At 68.7% G+C, this 21,443-nt stretch carries 2 protein-coding genes; both read right to left on the bottom strand.

Annotation, left to right across the window (positions count from 1 at the left end; translation table 11 throughout):
* Positions 1-53: 53 nt before the first annotated feature.
* Positions 54-11,735 carry a type I polyketide synthase gene (locus AOM46_RS01290; protein ID WP_062204309.1) on the bottom strand — a complete coding sequence of 3,894 codons (11,682 nt, stop codon included), beginning with the start codon at positions 11,733-11,735 and terminating at the stop codon, positions 54-56.
* Positions 11,732-21,151 carry a type I polyketide synthase gene (locus tag AOM46_RS01285; protein ID WP_078856363.1) on the bottom strand — a complete coding sequence of 3,140 codons (9,420 nt, stop codon included), beginning with the start codon at positions 21,149-21,151 and terminating at the stop codon, positions 11,732-11,734. Before AOM46_RS01285 ends, AOM46_RS01290 begins: the two co-directional genes overlap by 4 nt.
* Positions 21,152-21,443 lie beyond the last annotated feature (292 nt).

The raw sequence follows: 21,443 nt of genomic DNA, 5'->3' as shown, positions 1-21,443 counted from the left end.
TTTTCCTGGTCGTGCCGGGCGTGCCGGTGGTGCTGGTCGTGCTGGTCGTGCCGTCATGCGTCACCGAACTCGGCGTCGATCAGATCGAGGATCTCGTCCGCCGTCGTGGCCGCTTCGATGCGTTCACTGGTGTGCTGTTTCCCGGCACGCCTTCGGTCGTCGGTGAGGGTGTCCAACAGCCCGCGGAGCCTTGCCGCCGCCTGCTGCTTCTCGTCGCCGCCCATGGCCGCGAGCAGCCCCTCAAGTTGCTTGAAACCACGCTCAAACGGCGGTTCGACATCGCCGCCGACCTCCGTCAACAGCAGCCGGGCCACCGCCTCCGAGGTCGGATGGTCGAAGACAAGGGTGGCGGGCAGCCGAACGCCGCTGACCCGGATCAGCCGGTTCCTGAACTCGACGGCGGAGAGCGAGTCGAAACCCAGATCGGTGAACTGGCGTGTCGGGGCGATGCTGCCCGGCGAGGCATGCCCGAGGGCCGCCGCGGCCTGCGCCTGGACGAGCTGCAGCACCGCCTGCTCCCGCTCGGCCTCCGGCACCCCGGCAAGGCGCTCGGCGAGCGGCACCTCCACCTCGGCTGTGCGGCGGTTGGGGACGCGGACCAGGGCACGGAGCAGCGGGGGCAACGTTCCCGACCTGGCCTGGACGCGCAGCGCGGCGAGGTCCAACCGCACCGGGGCCACCAACGGCTCACCCGAAGCCGTCGCACGGTCGAACAGCTCGACGCCCACCTCGGCGGAGAGCGGACGCACCCCCATCCGCTCCAACCGCGCCACATCAGCGGCCGCCAACTCCCCACCCATACCGCCCACTCCACCCACATCGCCCCACAGACCCCAAGCCAACGACGTCGCAGGCAAACCATCGGCACGACGCCGCACCGCCAGAGCATCCAGGAACGCGTTCGCCGCCGCATAGTTCCCCTGACCAGGGCTGCCCACCAACGCCGCGACGGAGGAGAACAACACAAACGCCGACAACTCCATACCGGCGGTCAGTTCGTGCAGATGCACCGCCGCATCCAGCTTCGGCCGCAACACCCCAGCCAACCGCTCCGGCGTCAACGACTCCACCAAACCGTCATCCAACACACCCGCGGAATGGACCACTCCGCCCAGCCCACCGTCCAACGATTCGATGAGCCGCGCGAGTTGAGCGCGGTCGGCCACATCACAGGCGGCGAGCCGCACCCGGGCACCCAACCCCTCCAACTCGGTGACCAACTTGTCCGCACCCTCGGCCGCCGGACCACGCCGGGACACCAACAACAGATCCCGCACCCCGTGTTCGACCACCAGATGCCGAGCGAACAACGCCCCCAGACCACCCGTACCACCCGTCACCAACACCGGACCACCCAACACCCCACCAAACGACGGCACTTGGCCCCCACCGGAGCCACCGGCCCGCACCAACCGAGGCGCCAACACCCGACCACCACGCACCGCCAACTGCGGTTCGTCCAGGGCCGCCAGACCCGCCCAACCGGTCAGATCACTCCCCTCGTCCACATCCAGCAGCAGGAACCGGCCGGGATGCTCCGACTGCGCACTACGCACCAGACCCCACGCCGACGCCAACGCCCCATCCGGCACCTCGTCCCCCACCGCGACCCCACCCCGCGTCACCACCACCAACCGCGAACCAGCAAGCTCCGCACTCGCCAACCACCCCTGCACCAACGCCAGCACCCTCTCGACCGTCAACCGCACCCCGTTCACCGAACCCGCCTCGCCGGCACCGCCGACGGACTCCACGGAGGCAAGCACCAGCTCGGGGGCGGCCAAGCCATCGGCGAGCGCCTTCTCCAGCGCACCGAAGTCGGCGAAGTGCTCGGTCGAGCCGACCGGAGTGCCCAGGCTCACCGCCCGAGGCAGCTCCGCGCCGTTCCGCGCGGCCGGCGGGATCGGGCTCCACTCCACCCGGAACAGCGAATCGCCGCCCGACGAGCCCGCGTCCGCAAGCTGGGACGAGTCCACCGAACGCACCACCAACGTGTCGACGCCGGCGACCGGTTGACCGTGCTCGTCGGCCATGTCGACGCGCAACGCCGACTCGCCCGCCGGGCCGATCCGCACCCGAAGCCGGCCGGGCTTCTGCTGTCCGATCCACACTCCGGACCAGGAGAACGGCAGACCGGCGGACGTTCCCTCGCCCTGGTCGAGCCAATCCAGGCCACCATGCAGCGCGGCGTCGAGCAGCGCCGGGTGCAGCCCGAACCCAGCGCTCTCGTCGGCCTGTTCGGCCGGCAGCGCCACCTCGGTGTAGACGTGCTCGTCGTCCCGCCAGATCTCGCGCACCCCCTGGAAGAAGGGCCCGTAGTCATAGCCCGCCCGCGCGAGCCGCGCATAGAGGGTGTCGGCGGAGGCCGACTCGGCACCGGCCGGCGGCCATTCGGCCGGGAACGGAACGGGCGGCTCGACCGCCCCGGTGGCCAACCAGCCTCGCGCATGGCAGGTCGTCTCACCGCCACCCGCCTCCGCATGGGAGTAGATCGCCAACTCACGCCGCCCGTCGGCCTCCTCGGCCTCGCCGACCGTCACCTGCAGGGGCACGGCGGCGGCGCCGGACCGCAACACCAGCGGGGCCTCCAGGATCAGTTCGTCCAGCACGGGACTGTCGACCTGCCGGCCTGCGGCGACGGCCAACTCCACCAGCGCCGCCCCCGGGACCAGCACCGTGTCGAGGACGGTGTGGTCCCGCACCCAGGGCGCGGAATCCTGCGAAATGCGGCCGGTGAACAACCACTCGTCCCGCTCCCCGACCCGGACGGCGGCCGCGAGTAGCGGATGATCCAGCCGGCCCAGGCCGGCGGCGGCCGGGTCATGAGCGCCGGCACTTGACGTCAGCCAGTAGCGCTGGCGTTGGAAGGCATAGGTCGGCAGATCGACGCGCTCGGCGCCGGTGCCTTGGTAGAACGCCTGCCAGTCGACACTCGCGCCGGCGATATGGGCCTGGCCCAGGAACCCGGCAAAGGTCTCGGTCTCCGGGTGCTTGGCGCGGAGGGCGGAGGCGAAGACCACGGTGCCGTCCTCGGCCTGCTCCTCCAGACAGTGGCGAGCCATGGTCGCCAGGACCGTGTCCGGGCCCAATTCGAGGTAACGGGTAACGCCGTACTCGTTCAGCGCGTTGACACCATCGGCGAACCGGACCGCCTCGCGGACATGCCGCACCCAGTACTCGGGATCGGTCAGCTCGTCGGTGGCAATCTCACCGGTCACGTTGGAGACCACGGGGATGCGGGGAGCCGTGAACGTCAGACCGTTAACGACGGCCCGGAAGTCCTCCAGCATCGGCTCCATCAGGGGTGAATGGAACGCATGGCTGACCCGCAGCCGCGTCACCTTCCAACCCCGGCCCTCCCACCCCTCAACCAAAGTGTCGAGAACGGGCAGTTCGCCCGAGACGACCACGGAGGTGGGGCCGTTCACCGCAGCGATCGACACCCCGGCACGGCCGGCAAGCTCTTCGGTGACATCAGCCTCGGTCGCCCGCACCGACACCATCCCACCACCAGCAGGCAACCCGCCCATCAACCGGCCACGGGCGGCCACCAACCGACAGGCATCCGGCAACGACAACACCCCCGCCACATGGGCAGAGACGATCTCGCCGACCGAATGCCCCATCACCACATCGGCCCGCAACCCAAGCGACTCCGCCAGACGGAACAACGCCACCTCAACCGCGAACAACGCCGCCTGAGTGAACTCCGTCCCGTCCAACACCCCACTCTCCTCGCCCAACAGCTCGCGCAGCGAACGGCCAAGAAGAGGATCAAGCTCCGCACACACCTCGGCCAACGCCTCGGCAAACACCGGATACTCGGCCGCCAACCCCACACCCATCCCCGGACGTTGAGCACCCTGCCCCGTGAACAGGAACGCCGTCTTGCCCACAACCGCCGCGCCCTCGAACACACCCGCCGCCGGACGCCCCTCCGCCAACGCCGCCAAACCCGCCAGCAGTTCGGCGCGGTCGCCAGCCGTCACCACGGCCCGCTGCTCCAACCCCGCCCGGGACGACACCAACGACAAGCCCACATCCACAAGCCGCGCACCCTCGGCCGCCAACAGATACGACCCCAACCGCGCAGCCTGACCCCGAAGCGCGACATCCCCACGACCCGACACCACCACCGGCACCACCGCGACATCACGCGACGAAACCGGAGCAGCCTCGCGAACCTCAGGCGCCTCCTCAAGAATCAGATGCGCATTGGTCCCGCTGATGCCAAACGACGAAACGGCGGCGCGCCGGGGCCGCGTGCCGGCGGTCCACTCCTCCGCTTCGGTCAGCAGCTGGATCTGACCAGCCTCCCAATCCACATGCGGGGACGGCTCATCCACATGCAACGTCCGCGGCAGCAACCCATGCCGCATCGCCATCACCATCTTGATGACACCGGCCACACCAGCCGCCGCAGACGTGTGCCCGATATTCGACTTGATCGAACCCAACCGCAACGGCCCCGACTCCGATCGCTCCCGACCGTAGGTGGCGAGTAGCGCCTGCGCCTCGATCGGATCACCCAACCGGGTCCCCGTCCCATGCCCCTCAACCACGTCGACATCAGCGGGACTCAACCCCGCGTTCGCCAACGCCCGACGAATCACCCGCTCCTGCGAAGGACCGTTCGGCGCCGTCAACCCATTCGACGCACCATCCTGATTGACCGCACTACCCCGGACCACACCCAACACCCGGTGACCCCTACGCCGCGCATCCGACAACCGCTCCAACACCAGCAGACCGAGGCCGTCCGAGAACCCCGTCCCATCGGCGCCGGCCGCATACGACTTGCACCGACCATCCGCCGCCAACCCACGCTGCCGACTGAACTCCATCAACAGGAACGGCCCGGCCATCACCGTCACCCCACCCACCAGGGCGAGCGAGCACTCACCACTCCGCAGCGCCTGCGAAGCCATATGCAACGCCACCAACGACGACGAACACGCCGTATCCACCGAAATCGCCGGACCCTCAAGCCCAAAGCTATAGGCGATCCGCCCGGACACCACGCTGGTGGTGGTGCCGGTAAGGCGGAAGCCCTCCAACTCGGGCGGCATGGTCGGCCCATAGTCGGAGGTCACGGCGCCGGTAAAGACACCGGTGTCGGAGCCACGCAGAGAGGCAGGGTCAATGCCCGCGTCCTCGAATGCCTCCCAGGCCGCCTCCAACATCAACCGCTGCTGGGGATCCATCGCCAATGCCTCACGCGGCGAAATACCAAAGAACTCCGCATCGAAATCGGCGACATTCTCGACAAAGCCACCGCCACGCGTATACACCGTGCCGGTCTGCTCCGGATCCGGGTCATAAAGCCGCTCCAGATCCCAACCGCGATCCTCCGGCAAACCAGAAATGGCATCCCGTCCGGAAGACACCAACTCCCACAAATCCTCGGGCGATGCGATGCCACCCGGATAGCGGCAACTCATCCCCACAATCGCCAACGGCTCATCCGTGTCCGCCCGCCGCTTCCGAGTCTCCGACGGGGCGCTCTCCACGGCGCCCGCCACCTCGGATATCAGCAGCCGAGCCACCGCCGCCGGGGTCGGGTGGTCGAAGATCAGCGTGGTGGGTAGCCGCACTCCGGTGGCCTGAATCAGCCGGTTGCGGAGTTCGACCGCGGCCAGGGAGTCAAAGCCGAGCGCCTTGAAGTCCCGCTCGGGATCGATCACGGCCGCCGAAGCGTGGCCGAGGACCGCGGCGACCTGCGCCTGCACCAGCTCCAGCGCGATCCGCTCGCCGTCCTCCCGCGTCGCACCGGCCACCCGCTGCGCCAGCGACGAACCAGCGCCCGATCCGGTGCGACGGGTCGGCACCCGCACCAGCCCCTGCAGCAGCGGGGAGAGACCTCCGGACCGCGCCTGAGCGCGAAGCGCCGCCAGATCCAGGCGGACCGGGGCGAAGAGCGCCGCGTCAAGCCGCTGGGTCTTGTCGAAGAGGTCCAACCCCTCCTCGTTGGAGAGGGCGCTGATGCCCATCCGGGCCCAGCGCGCGATGGCACCCTCGTCGAGGCTGCCCGCCATGCTCCGCTCTTCCGCCCACAACCCCCACGCCAACGAGGTCGCCGGCAGACCCTCCGCACGACGCCGCGCGGCCAGGGCGTCCAGGAAAGCGTTCGCCGCCGCATAGTTCCCCTGCCCAGGACTCCCCACCAACGCAGCCACCGAGGAGAACAACACAAACGCCGACAACTCCATGCCAGCGGTCAACTCATGCAGATGCACCGCCGCATCCAACTTCGGCCGCAACACCCCAGCCAACCGCTCCGGCGTCAACGACTCCACCAAACCGTCATCCAACACACCCGCCGCATGCACCACACCACTCAACCGGCCGTCCAACGACCCGATCAACGCGGCCAGTTGCTCACGATCCGACACATCGCAGGCCACCACCCGCACCTCGGCGCCCAGCCCCTCCAACTCCGCCACCAACTCCCCGGCACCCTCAGCCGCAGGACCACGACGGGACACCAACAACAGATCCCGCACCCCGTGCTCCACCACCAGATGACGAGCGAACAACGCACCCAACCCACCCGTACCACCCGTCACCAACACCGTGCCGCCGGCCTCACCCAGCGGGACGGGAACGGTCAGCACCACCTTTCCGACGTTCAGCCCCTCACGGAGGAAACGGAACGCCTCCCGGCCGCGCCGCACATCCCAGCGTCGGACCGGGGAATGCGCCAACTCCCCGGACTCGAAGAGCGACACGATCTCCAGCAGCATTTCCTGAATGCGCTCGGGGCCCGCCTCGAAAAGGTCATACGACCGGTAGGCCACCCCCGGCCGTTCCTCGGCGATCGCCTCCGCATCCCGCAGATCGGCCTTGCCCATTTCGATGAACCGGCCGCCGCGCGGCAGCAGATCGAGCGACGCGTCCACAAACTCGCCGGCCAACGCGTTCAACACCACATCGACGCCGGTGCCGTCCGTCGCGCCAAGGAGTGCCTCCTTGAACGACAGATCACGCGACGACGCGATCCGCCCCTCCGCAACACCCAACCCCCGCACCGCATCCCACTTGGACCTGCTCGCCGTAGCGAACACCTCCGCACCCAAGTGCCGCGCCAACCCCACCGCCGCCATACCCACACCACCGGCAGCCGCATGCACCAACAACCGCTCACCCCGCCGCAACCCCGCCAGATCAACCAACCCGTAATAGGCCGTCAAATACACCACCGGAATCGCCGCCGCGTCAACAAACGAAAACCCATCCGGCATCCGCACCACCATCCGCCGATCAGCCACCGCAACCGAACCAAACGAATCCAGAACCAGCCCAAACACCCGATCCCCCACCGCCACATCAGCAACCCCGGACCCCACCTCCAACACCACACCAGCCGCCTCACTCCCCAACGGCGCCTCCCCCGGATAAAGACCCAGGGCAATCAACACATCCCGGAAATTCAACCCCGCCGCACGCACCCCAATCCGCACCTCGTCCGTCCCCAAGGCACGGCCGCCGTCGGAGCCGATGATCGACAGATTCTCCAGCGACCCCTTCGCCGTCGACCCCAACCGCCAGGGCACACCACTCGATACCGCCGGCTTCTCGGCCCGGCTCAGCCGAGGCACCAACACCCCACCGCCGCGAAGGGCCAACTGCGGCTCGTCCGAAGCCGCCAGAGCGGACCAATCGGCCTCCCCTTCCCCGTCCCTGTCCACGTCCATCAGCAGGAACCGGCCCGGATGCTCCGACTGAGCACTCCGCACCAGACCCCACACCGGAGCCACCGCCACATCCACCAACTCGTCACCGACCGCGACCCCACCCCGCGTCACCACCACAAGACGCGAACCCGAGAACCGCTCACTCGCCAGCCATTCCTGCACCAACGACAACGCCCGCTCCGCCACCGACCGCGCACCCGACGCCACATCATCCCCAACGGCGGCCCCCACCTCGGCCACCACCACCTCCGGCACCTCACCATCGGCCGCCGCCAGCACCTCGTCCAACGCCAAGGCATCACCCAACAGCGCCACCCGTCCCGCATCGGCGCCATCCGACGCCGGCACGGTCACCGGCGTCCAGTCCACCGTGAACAACGAATCCCGTTCAACAGCCCCGGAACCGCTCAGCATCTGCGCGGAGTCCACCGGGCGCAGCGCCAGGGTGTCGACGGTGGCCACGGACTGGCCCAGCTCGTCGGCCATCTCGATGCGCAGAGCGGACTCGCCGGCGGGGGTTATGCGCACCCGCAGCCGCGTGGGGGCGCCCACGTCGTTCAAGCGCACCCCGGACCAGGAGAACGGCAGCTCGGCGGACGAACCGGCCTCCTTCTCCAACAACCCACCGTGCAGGGCCGCGTCAAACAGCGCCGGATGGAGCCCAAAGCCGGCGGCCCCTACCCCGTCCGGCAGCCCGACCTCGGTAAACACCTCGTCGCCGAGCCGCCAGGCCGAGCCCACACCCTGGAAAAGGGGACCGTACTCATAGCCCAGGTCCGCCAGCCGCCCATACAGCGACTCGACCCCCACCGCCTCGGCACCCGCCGGCGGCCAGGCCCCGCCGCCCACGGTCCAGGGCTCCGCCACGCCCGCATCCGCGACCAGCCACCCACGCGCATGACACACGGAGCGAGAGAAGATCACCACCTCGCGGCGGCCGTCCTCCTCGGCGGCCTCGCCAACGGACACCTGCACCTGGGCGGAGGCTCGTTCCGGGAGGACCAGCGGCGCCTCAAGCACCAGTTCGTCGACAACCGGGCTGCCCGCCTGGCGCCCAGCCGTCAGCGCCAGTTCCACCAGCGCGGTGCCGGGGACCACGATGTTTCCGAGGATCACATGGTCGCCGAGCCAGGGCTGCCGGTCGGTGGACAGACTTCCGGTGAACAGCCACTCGTCCCGATCGCCGATCTGCACCGCTGCCCCGAGCATCGGATGGCCGAAACGCGCCAGTCCAGCGGCAGCCGCCTCCCCGGCGCCGGCACCCGAGGGCACCCAGTAGCGCTGGCGCTGGAAGGCATAGGTCGGTAGGTCGACGCGTTCGGCGCCGGTCCCGGCGTAGAACGCGGTCCAGTCGACGCTCGCACCGGCGATATGGGCCTGGCCCAGGAAGCCGGCAAAGGTCTCCACCTCGGGGTGCTTGGCGCGCAACGTGGAGGCGAACGCCACGCTTCCGTCCTCGGCCTGCTCCTCCAGACAGTGGCGGGCCATGGTCGACAACACGCTGTCCGGGCCCAGCTCCAGGAAACGGGTGACGCCGTACTCGTGCAAGGCCCGCACACCGTCGGCGAACCGGACCGCCTCGCGGACATGCCTCACCCAGTACTCGGGATCGGTCAGCTCGTCGGTGGCTATTCGACCGGTCACATTGGAAACCACCGGAATCCGAGGAGCCGTGAACGTCAGACCGGAAACGACGGCCCGGAAGTCCTCCAGCATCGGCTCCATCAGGGGGGAATGGAACGCATGGCTGACCCGCAGCCGCGTCACCTTCCAACCCCGGCCCTCCCACTCCTCAACCAGACGGTCGAGAACGGGCAGTTCACCGGAGACAACCACGGAGGTGGGGCCATTGACCGCAGCGATCGACACCCCCGAACGGTCAGCAAGCGCCTCGGTGACATCAGCCTCCGTCGCCCGGACCGACACCATCCCACCACCAGCAGGCAACCCACCCATCAACCGGCCACGGGCAGCAACGAGCCGACAGGCATCCGGCAACGACAACACCCCCGCCACATGGGCGGAGACAATCTCGCCCACCGAATGCCCCATCACCACATCGGCCCGCAACCCCAACGACTCCACCAGACGGAACAACGCCACCTCAACCGCGAACAACGCAGCCTGAGTGAACTCCGTCCCGTCCAACACCCCACTCTCCTCGCCCAACAACCCCCGCAGCGAACGACCAAGAAGAGGATCAAGCTCCGCACACACCTCCCCCAACGCCTCGGAAAACACCGGATACTCGGCCGCCAACCCCACACCCATCCCCGCACGTTGAGCACCCTGCCCCGTAAACAGGAATCCCGTCCTACCCGCAACCACCGCACCCTCGAACACACCCGCCGCCGGACGCCCCTCCCCCAACGCCGCCAAACCACTCAACAACCCACCACGATCAGCAGCCACCACCACCGCCCGCCGCTCCAACCCCGCCCGCGACGACACCAACGACCAACCCACATCCACCAACCCCGCACCCTCAGCCGCCAACAAATACGACCCCAACCGCCCCGCCTGACCCCGCAAACCAGCAACCCCACGACCCGACACCACCACCGGCACCACCCCCACACCACGCACCGGAACGGGAGCGGCCTGTTCCTGCTCCTCCGGCGCCTCAACCGCCGGCGCCTCCTCAAGGATCAGATGGGCGTTGGTCCCGCTGATGCCGAACGACGAGACTGCGGCGCGCCGAGGGCGGGTGCCGGCGGTCCACTTCTCCTCTTCGGTCAGCAGCTGGATCTGGCCGGCGTCCCAGTCGACATGCGGGGAGGGAGCATCCACATGGAGGGTGGCCGGGAGGCGGTCATGGCGCATGGCCATGACCATCTTGATGACGCCGGCCACGCCCGCCGCCGCAGAGGTGTGCCCGATATTCGACTTGATCGACCCAAGCCGCAACGGCCCCGACTCCGACCGTTCCCGGCCATAGGTGGCCAGTAGGGCTCGGGCCTCGATCGGATCGCCGAGCCGGGTGCCCGTGCCATGGCCTTCCACCACATCGACATCGGCGGGGCTCAACCCGGCGTTGGCCAATGCCGTGCGGATCACCCGTTCCTGCGAGGGACCGTTCGGCGCGGTCAACCCGTTCGACGCACCGTCCTGGTTGACCGCGCTGCCGCGCACCACGGCCAGCACCCGGTGGCCCTTGCGGCGCGCGTCGGACAACCGCTCCAGGACGAGCAGGCCGAGGCCGTCCGAGAAGCCCGTCCCATCGGCGCCGGCCGCATAGGACTTGCAGCGGCCGTCGGCGGCCAAGCCACGTTGCCGGCTGAACTCCGTCAGCAGGAACGGGCCGGCCATCACCGTCACGCCGCCCACCAGGGCGAGCGAGCACTCACCGCTGCGCAGGGCCCGGGACGCCACATGGATTGCCACCAGGGAGGAGGAGCACGCCGTGTCCACGGTGACGGCCGGCCCCTCCAGGCCGAGGGTGTAGGCGACGCGGCCGGAGATGACGCTGGTGGTGGTGCCGGTGAGCCGGAAGCCCTCCAGCTCGGACGGCATGGTGCCGCCGTAGTCGGAGGTGAGGGCGCCGGTGAAGACGCCGGTGTCGGAGCCGCGCAGGGAAGCCGGGTCGATGCCGGCGTCCTCCAGGGCCTCCCAGGCGGCCTCCAGCATCAGCCGCTGCTGGGGGTCCATCGCCAGCGCCTCACGCGGCGGTATGCCGAAGAACTCCGCGTCGAAGTCGCCCACGCCCTCGACGAATCCGCCGCCGCTGGCATAGACAGTCCCGGTCTGGTCCGGGTCCGGATCGTAGAGGCTCGCCACATCCCAGCCACGGTCGTCGGGCAGCTCGGATACCGCGTCCCGACGGTTGGCGACCAGCTCCCACAGCTCCTGCGGCGAGGAGACGCCGCCGGGGTATCGGCAGCTCATCCCCACGATCGCCAGCGGCTCCAGGTCGCGTTGCTCCAGCTCGCGCACCCGCCGGTTCGCGGTACGAAGCTCCCCGGTCACCTTCCGCAGATAGGTCCGGAGCTTCTGCTCGTCCGCCATCGAGGCTCCCCGCGAATTGTCCGTGCCCTGACTCATGCCGTTCCAAGCTCCTTGTCGATCAGGTCGAACATGTCTTCGTCGGAGACCTCGTCAAGGTCCTCGTCAGGCTCGTCGTCCCGACCGACGTACTGGCCGTGGGCCGCGCCGAGCACGGTCAGCAGCCGGTTGTTGAGGGAGCGCAACCGGGGTTCGAACGCGGCGAGTTGTGCCTCGTCGTTCGCGACCGCGGTGAGCAGAGCCTCGATCTTCTGCAGCTCGTCCTCGAAGGGCGAGGAGGACGACGGGCCGCCCACGTCGCCGATCTCGCCGAGCAGAAAGCGGGTGACGGAGGCGGGCGTCGGGTGGTCGAAGATCAGCGTGGTGGGTAGCCGCACTCCGGTGGCCTGAATCAGCCGGTTACGGAGTTCGACCGCGGCCAGGGAGTCAAAGCCGAGCGCCTTGAAGTCCCGCTCGGGATCGATCACGGCCGCCGAAGCGTGGCCGAGGACCGCGGCGACCTGCGCCTGCACCAGCTCCAGCGCGATCCGCTCGCCGTCCTCCCGCGACGCACCGGCCACCCGCTGCGCCAGCGACGAGCCACCGCCCGACTCCGTGCGACGGGTCGGCACCCGCACCAGCCCCTGCAGCAGCGGAGCCAGCATCCCGGACCGCGCCTGGGCTCGCAGCGAGGCGTGATCCAGCAGCACCGGGACGGCCATCGCCTCGTCCGTGAGGCATGCCTGGTCGAAGAGACGCAGGCCAAGCTCGTTGGAGAGCGGGCTGATGCCCATCCGGGCCCAGCGCGCGACGGCACCCTCGTCGAGGCTGCCCGCCATGCTCCGCTCTTCCGCCCACAACCCCCAGGCCAACGAGGTCGCCGGCAGACCCTCCGCACGACGCCGCGCGGCCAGGGCGTCCAGGAACGCATTGGCCGCCGCATAGTTCCCCTGACCCGGACTACCAATCAACGCGGCGACGGAGGAGAACAGCACAAACGCCGACAGCTCCATGCCGGCGGTGAGTTCATGCAGATGCAGCGCCGCATCCAGCTTGGGCCGCAACACCCGCGCCAACCGCTCCGGCGTCAACGACTCCACCAAGCCGTCGTCCAACACACCCGCCGCATGCACCACACCACTCAACCGGCCGTCCAACGGCGCGATCAACGCGGCCAGTTGCTCACGATCCGACACATCGCAGGCCGCTACCCGCACCTCGGCGCCCAGCCCCTCCAACTCCGCCACCAACTCCCCGGCGCCCTCAGCCGCCGGACCACGACGCGACACCAACAACAGATCCCGCACCCCGTGCTCCACCACCAGATGACGAGCGAACAACGCACCCAACCCACCCGTACCACCCGTCACCAACACCGTTCCCCCGGCCTCCCCCAACGGGACGGGAACGGTCAGCACCACCTTGCCCACATTCCGCCCCTCACGGAGGAAACGGAACGCCTCCCGACCACGCCGCACATCCCACCGCCGAACCGGGGAATGTACCAACACCCCCGACTCGAACAACGAAACAATCTCCAGCAACATCTCCTGAATACGATCAGGACCCGCCTCAAACAGATCAAACGACCGATACACCACCCCCGACCGTTCCTCCGCCACCACATCCGCATCCCGCACATCCGCCTTGCCCATCTCAACAAACCGACCACCACGCGGCAGCAAATCCAACGACGCGTCCACAAACTCACCCGCCAACGCGTTCAACACCACATCGACGCCGGCACCGTCCGTCACACCGAGGAACGCCTCCTTGAACGACAGATCACGCGACGACGCGATCCGCCCCTCCGCAACACCCAACCCCCGCACCGCATCCCACTTCGGCCTACTCGCCGTAGCGAACACCTCCGCACCCAAATGCCGCGCCAACCCCACCGCCGCCATACCCACACCACCAGCAGCCGCATGCACCAACAACCGCTCACCCCGCCGCAACCCCGCCAGATCAACCAACCCGTAATAGGCCGTCAAATACACCACCGGAATCGCCGCCGCCGCAACAAACGAAAACCCATCCGGCATCCGCACCACCATCCGCCGATCCGCCACCGCAACCGAACCAAACGAATCCACAATCAGGCCGAAGACCCGATCGCCGACCGCCAAGTCAGCAACCCCGGACCCCACCTCCAACACCACACCAGCCGCTTCGCTGCCCAGGGGCGCCTCCCCCGGATACATGCCCAGAGCAATCAACACATCCCGGAAATTCAACCCCGCCGCACGCACCCCAATCCGCACCTCGTTCGCCGCCAACGCACGGCCGCCATCCGAAGCGACGACCACCAGGCCGTCCAATGACCCGCGCTGTTCCACGGAAAGCCGCCACGCTCCGTCCAGCGAATCCACCGACCCCTCGGCGCGACCCAGTCGAGGCACCAACACCCCACCGCCGCGAAGGGCCAACTGCGGCTCATCCGAAGCCGCCAGAGCGGACCAATCGGCCTCCCCGTACCCGTTCCCGTCCACATCCACCAGCAGGAACCGCCCCGGATGCTCCGACTGAACACTCCGCACCAGACCCCACACCGGAGCCACCGCCACATCCACCAACTCGTCGCCGACCGCGACCCCACCCCGCGTCACCACCACAAGACGCGAACCCGAGAGCCGGTCGCTGGCCAGCCACGACTGGACCAGTGCCAGCGCCCGCTCGGCCACCGACCGCGCACCCGACGCCACATCATCCCCACCGAGAGACCTCACCTCGGCCACCACCACCTCCGGCACCTCACCGCCGGCCGCCAACGCCTCGTCCAACGCCGCCACATCGGCGAACCGCGCGCCGCCCGCAGCGCCCGCCACCTCGCCCAGCAACGCCACCCGGCCCGCGCCGGCACCCTCCAACACCGCCACCGGCACCCAGTCCACCGCAAACAACGAATCCCGCTCGGCATCCGCCGCGCCGCTCACCAGTTGCGCCGAATCCACCGGCCGGAAGGCGAGGTTGTGTACTCCGGCGACCAACTGGCCCGCCTCGTCCGCGATATCGATGCGCAGGGCGGACGCACCGGCCGGAGTTATTCGCACCCGGGCGCGTCGGAGACCACGCGGATCGATCCAGACCGACGACCAGGAGAACGGCAGGCCGGTCCCCGAGTCACCGTCCAGGCCGACATCCTCAAGGCCGCCGTGCAGCGCGGCGTCGAACAGCGCCGGGTGAAGCCCAAAGCTCTCGATGCCGACGCCATCCGGCAACACCACCTCGGCATAGACCTGTTCGCCCTCGCGCCAGGCGGCGCTCACCCCCTGGAAGGCGGGGCCATAGTCGTAACCCGCCTTGGTCAGACGCAGATAGAGCGCGTCAAGCGGAACGGCCTGGGCGGCGGGAGGCGGCCACTGCGTCGGGAACGCGGTCGTCGGCTCGACCGTCTCGCCCGTCAGCCAGCCCCTGGCATGGCAGCTGGCCTCCCGGGGGCCTTCGTCCCCGATGCCCACGGTGCGTACCACGCGCGAGTAGACGGCGACGGCGCGACGGCCGTCCTCCGCGGACTCCCCCACGGTGACCTGCAGTTGCACCGAGGCACGTTCCGGCACGGTGAGCGGGGATTCCAGGACCAGCTCGTCCAACACGGGACTGTTCACGTGCTGACCTGCGGCGATGGCCAACTCAACCAGCGCGGTCCCCGGGACCAGCACCGTGCCGAGCACCGCGTGATCCTGCACCCAGGGCGCCGTCTCATGGGACAGCCGCCCGGTGAACAGCCACTCGTCCCGCTCCCCCACCTGGACGGCGGCGGCCAGCAGCGGATGATCCAACCGGCCCAGGCCGGCGGCGGCCGGGTCATGAGCACCGGCCCCCGAAGGCAGCCAGTAGCGCTGGCGTTGGAAGGCATAGGTCGGCAGATCGACGCGCTCGGCGCCGGTGCCAGCGTAGAACGCCTGCCAGTCGACACTCGCGCCGGCGATATGGGCCTGGCCCAGGAACCCGGCAAAGGTCTCCGTCTCGGCGTGCTTGGCACGGAGGGCGGAAGCGAAGACCACGGTGCCGTCCTCGGCCTGCTCCTCCAGACAGTGGCGAGCCATGGTCGCCAGAACGGTGTCCGGGCCCAGCTCCAGGAAACGGGTAACGCCGTACTCGTTCAGCGCGTTGACACCATCGGCGAACCGCACCGCCTCCCGAACATGCCGCACCCAGTACTCGGGATCAGTCAGCTCGTCGGTGGCAATCTCACCGGTGACATTGGAGACCACGGGGATCCGGGGAGCCATGAACGTCAGACCGGAGACAACCGCCCGGAAGTCCTCCAGCATCGGCTCCATCAGGGGTGAATGGAACGCATGGCTGACCCGCAGCCGCGTCACCTTCCAACCCCGGCCCTCCCACTCCTCAACCAGGCCGTCGAGAACAGGCAGTTCACCCGAGACGACCACCGACGTCGGCCCGTTCACCGCAGCGATCGACACCCCGGCACGGTCAGCAATCCCCACCTTGACATCAGCCTCGGTCGCCCGGACCGACACCATCCCACCACCAGCAGGCAACCCGCCCATCAACCGACCACGAGCGGCCACCAACCGACAGGCATCACCGAGGGAAAGCACCCCCGCCACATGGGCGGAGACGATCTCACCGACCGAATGCCCCATCACCACATCGGCCCGCAACCCAAGCGACTCGACAAGACGGAACAACGCCACCTCAACCGCGAACAACGCCGCCTGAGTGAACTCCGTCCCGTCCAACACCCCACTCTCCTCGCCCAACAGCTCCATGAGGGAACGACCAAGGATGGGGTCAAGCTCGGCACACACCTCGGCCAGCGCCTCGGCAAACACCGGATACTCGGCCGCCAACCCCACACCCATCCCCGGACGTTGAGCACCCTGCCCCGTGAACAGGAACGCCGTCCTGCCCACAACCGCCGCGCCCTCGAACACACCCGCCGCCGGACGCCCCTCCGCCAACGCCGCCAAACCCGCCAGCAACCCCACCCGGTCAGCGGCAGCAACCACCGCCCGCTGCTCCAACCCGGCCCGCCCCGACACCAACGACAAGCCCACATCCACCAACCGCGCACCCTCATCCGCCAACAGATACGACCCCAACCGCCCCGCCTGACCCCGAAGCGCGGCAACCCCACGACCCGACACCACCACCGGCACCACCGCAACATCACGCGACGAAACCGGAGCAGCCTCGCGAACCTCAGGCGCCTCCTCAAGAATCAGATGCGCATTGGTCCCGCTCACCCCAAACGACGAGACCGCCGCCCGACGCGGACGACCCCCACCCGTCCACTCCTGGGCCTCGGTCAACAACTGGATCTGACCAGCCTCCCAATCCACATGCGGGGACGGCTCATCCACATGCAACGTCCGCGGCAGCAACCCATGCCGCATCGCCATCACCATCTTGATGACGCCAGCCACACCCGCCGCCGCAGACGTGTGCCCGATATTCGACTTGATCGAACCCAACCGCAACGGACCCGACTCCGACCGCCCCTGCCCATAGGTGGCCAACAACGCCTGGGCCTCGATCGGATCACCCAACCGAGTCCCCGTCCCATGCCCCTCAACCACATCAACATCAGCGGGACTCAACCCCGCATTCGCCAACGCCCGACGAATCACCCGCTCCTGCGAAGGACCGTTCGGCGCCGTCAACCCATTCGACGCACCATCCTGATTGACCGCACTACCCCGGACCACACCCAACACCCGGTGACCCTTACGCCGCGCATCCGACAACCGCTCCAACACCACCAACCCAAGACCATCCGAGAACCCCGTCCCATCCGCACCCGCCGCATACGACTTGCACCGACCATCCGCCGCCAACCCACGCTGCCGACTGAACTCCATCAGCAGGAACGGCCCGGCCATCACCGTCACCCCACCCACCAACGCCAACGAACACTCGCCGTTCCGCAGCGCCTGCGAAGCCATATGCAACGCCACCAAAGACGACGAACACGCCGTATCCACCGAAATCGCCGGACCCTCAAGCCCAAAGCTATAAGCGATCCGCCCGGATATGACGCTGCTGGTGGTGCCGGTGAGCCGGAATCCCTCCAACTCGGGCTGGGCCGAACTCCCGTAGCTGTCAATGGACATGACGCCGGTGAAGACGCCGGTGTCGGAGCCGCGCAGGGAGGTGGGGTCGAGACCCGCGTCCTCGAACGCCTCCCAGGCCGCCTCCAACATCAACCGCTGCTGGGGATCCATCGCCAGCGCCTCACGCGGCGAGATACCGAAGAACTCCGCATCGAAGTCCCCGGCGCGTTCGAGGAATCCACCGCCGCGCGTATAGACCGTGCCGGCCTGTTCCGGATCCGGATCGTAGAGTCGTTCCAGGTCCCAGCCGCGATCCTCCGGCAGAGCGGAGATGACGTCCCGGCCCGAGGAGACCAGCTCCCACAGCTCCTCGGGGGAGCCCACCCCGCCCGGGTAGCGGCAGCTCATGCCGACGATGGCCAACGGCTCATCCGTGTCCGTGTCCGCCCGCCGCTTCCGAGCCCCCGACGGGGTGCTCTCCACGGCGCCCGCCACCTCGGAAACCAACAGCCGCGCCACCGCCGCCGGGGAGGGGTGGTCGAAGAGCAGGGTCGTGGGCAGTCGCACGCCGGTCGCCTGGATCAGCTGGTCCCGCAACTCGACGGCGGCGTAGGAGTCAAAGCCGAGCTGCTTGAACGCCCGCAGTGGGTCAATGGTCTTCGGCGACGCGTGGCCAAGGATCGCGGCAACCTGGGGCAGCACCAACTCGTCCAGCACAACCGTCTGTTGGTCGTGTGATGGGACCTCGGCGAGCCGTTCCGAGAGCCAGTTCTTCTCGTCCTCGTCCAGGGGCTCCTCGGCCGGCAACGTCCGGCTCGGCTGACGCGGCGTTGCGACTCCGGAGAGATCGGGCAGCGGGTAGCGCTGGCGTTGAAAGGCGTAGGTCGGCAGGTCGACGCGCTGGGCGCCGGTCCCGGCATAGAACGCGTTCCAGTCGACGCTCGCGCCGGCGATATGCGCCTGGCCCAGGAACCCGGCGAACGTCTCCACCTCGGGGTGCTTGGCGCGCAACGTGGAAGCGAACGCCACGCTTCCGTCCTCGGCCTGCTCCTCCAGACAGTGGCGAGCCATGGTCGACAACACGCTGTCCGGGCCCAACTCCAGAAAACGCGTAACGCCGTACTCGTGCAACGCCCGCACACCATCGGCGAACCGCACCGCCTCCCGAACATGCCGCACCCAGTACTCGGGATCAGTCAACTCGTCGGTGGCTATTCGACCGGTCACATTGGAGACCACCGGAATCCGAGGAGCCGTGAACGTCAGACCGGAGACAACCGCCCGGAAGTCCTCCAGCATCGGCTCCATCAACGGCGAGTGGAACGCATGGCTGACCCGCAGCCGCGTCACCTTCCAACCCCGCCCCTCCCACTCCCCCACCAGCTCATCCAGCACCGACAACTCACCCGACACCACCACCGACGTCGGCCCGTTCACCGCAGCGATCGACACCCCCGACCGGTCACCAATCCCCGCAACAACATCCGCCTCCGTCGCCCGAACCGAAACCATCCCACCACCAGCAGGCAACCCACCCATCAACCGACCACGAGCCGCCACCAACCGACACGCATCAGCAAGCGACAACACCCCCGCCACATGAGCGGAAACGATCTCACCCACCGAATGCCCCATCACCACATCAGCCCGCAACCCCAACGACTCCACCAGACGGAACAACGCCACCTCAACCGCAAACAACGCCGCCTGAGTGAACTCCGTCCCGTCCAACACCCCACTCTCCTCGCCCAACAGCTCCCGCAGCGAACGCCCCAACAACGGATCAAGCTCCGCACACACCTCCCCCAACGCCTCGGCGAACACCGGATACTCACCCGCCAACTCCACACCCATCCCCGGACGTTGAGCACCCTGCCCCGTAAACAGGAATCCCGTCCTACCCGCAACCACCGCACCCTCGAACACACCCGCCACCGGACGCCCCTCCGCCAACGCCCCCAACCCACTCAACAACCCACCACGATCAGCAGCCACCACCACCGCCCGCCGCTCCAACCCCGCCCGCGACGACACCAACGACCAACCCACATCCACCAACCCCGCACCCCCATCCGCCAACAGATACGACCCCAACCGCCCCGCCTGACCCCGCAAACCAGCAACCCCACGACCCGACACCACCACCGGCACCACCCCCACACCACGCACCGGAGCCGCGGGGGACCGCTCGACGGTGGGGGCCGCGCTGAGCAGCATGTGGCAGCAGGTGCCGCCGATGCCGATGGACGTGACGCCGGCGACGGGCGGCTGGCCGTCGCCGGTGGGCCAGGGCTCGTTGGCGGTGGCGACGCGGAGGCCCAACTCGCCCAGGTCGATGGCGGGGTTGGGGCTGTTGAAGTTGAGGCTGGGCACGAGTTCGCGCCGGTCGAGGCAGAGGGCCGTCTTGACGAGGCCGGCGATTCCGGCGGCGCCTTCCAGGTGGCCGATGTTGGTCTTGATGGAGCCGACGGCCAGCGGCGGGGCGTCGGGGCGTCGGCTTCCGTAGGCGGTGCCGAGGGCGGCGGCCTCGACGGGGTCACCGGCGCGGGTGCCGGTGCCGTGCAGTTCGACATAGCCCACCCGGGTCGGCTCGATCCGCGCCTGGGCGAGGGCGTCGGTGATGGTTCGGGCCTGTGCGGTGGCGCTGGGCGCGGTGAGGCCGGCTTCGCCGGTGCCGGTGCCGAGGGCGCTGCCCTCGATGACGGCGTAGATGTGGTCGCCGTCGGCGACGGCCCGTTCGAGGGGCTTCAGGACGACGATGCCGCCGCCTTCGCCACGGACATAGCCGTTGGCTCGTTCGTCGAAGACGTAGCAGGTGCCGTCGGGCGAGAGGGTGCCGGAGGCGTCGACGACGGCGCTGCTGAGCGGGGAGACGTTGAGGTGGACGCCGCCGGCGATGGCGATGTCGGTCTCGGCCTTGCGGAGGCTTTCGCAGGCGAGGTGGACCGCGACGAGGGAGGACGACTGGCCGGTGTCCACGGTCATGCTGGGCCCGGTGAGCCTCAGGGTGTGGGAGACCCGGTTGGCGATCATGGCGCGGCCGACGCCGGTGAGGGTGTGGCGGCTGACGTTCTCGGCGCCGGCCATGGCGACCAGGTCGGCGTAGTCGGCCGCCATCACGCCGAGGAAGACGCCGATGCGGTCGGGCCAGCTGTCGGGGTTGGCGGCGCCGGCGTCTTCGAGGCCCTGCCAGGCGAGTTCGAGGGCGAGCCGCTGCTGGGGATCGGTTTCGGCCACCTCGCGCGGGGACATGCCGAAGAGGTCGGCGTCGAACTCGTCGATGCCGTCGACGAATCCGCCGCGGTCGGGGCCGACGGGCCGGTCGGGGTGACGTTCACGGATGGCGCTTGTGCCGCTGTGCAGCAGCTGCCACAGCTCCTGGGGCACGGGGGCGCCCGGCATCCGGCAGGCGATTCCCACGATGGCGACCTGCTGACGAGCGTCACCTGGCATTGCATTCCCCCGTCATGAATGGATGGGTCGCGTTCCCCGGTTGCGTAGGCACGGGGAGCAACAGGTCATGGCCGAAAGCTGCGCAGGTGAGTACCCGAAAGAGCATGCTGTCGCCCCATTGGCGCCGGCCGGCCGTCGGCACCCTACCATCGGGACTTATGAGACAGATGACTATTAACGAGGAGAACCAGCACGGAATATGACGGCGTGTTTGTTGAAATTCTGTAAAATCATCGGCGACTTGAGGAAACATCAGCCGTCATGTCATCCTCGCGAGGTGCCGGGCGCTCCG

Origin of the sequence: Streptomyces sp. NBRC 109706 (assembly GCF_000974485.1) — a bacterium.
Lineage (GTDB): Bacteria > Actinomycetota > Actinomycetes > Streptomycetales > Streptomycetaceae > Streptomyces.
Note: the sequence above shows the minus strand (reverse complement) of the source record. Positions and strands in the feature narration are given on the sequence as shown.

What these genes read in the sequence shown, in the direction of transcription:
- AOM46_RS01290 (WP_062204309.1), bottom strand. Translation starts at nt 11,735, where the DNA reads ATGAGTCAGGGCACGGACAATTCGCGGGGAGCCTCGATGGCGGACGAG.
- AOM46_RS01285 (WP_078856363.1), bottom strand. Translation starts at nt 21,151, where the DNA reads ATGCCAGGTGACGCTCGTCAGCAGGTCGCCATCGTGGGAATCGCCTGC.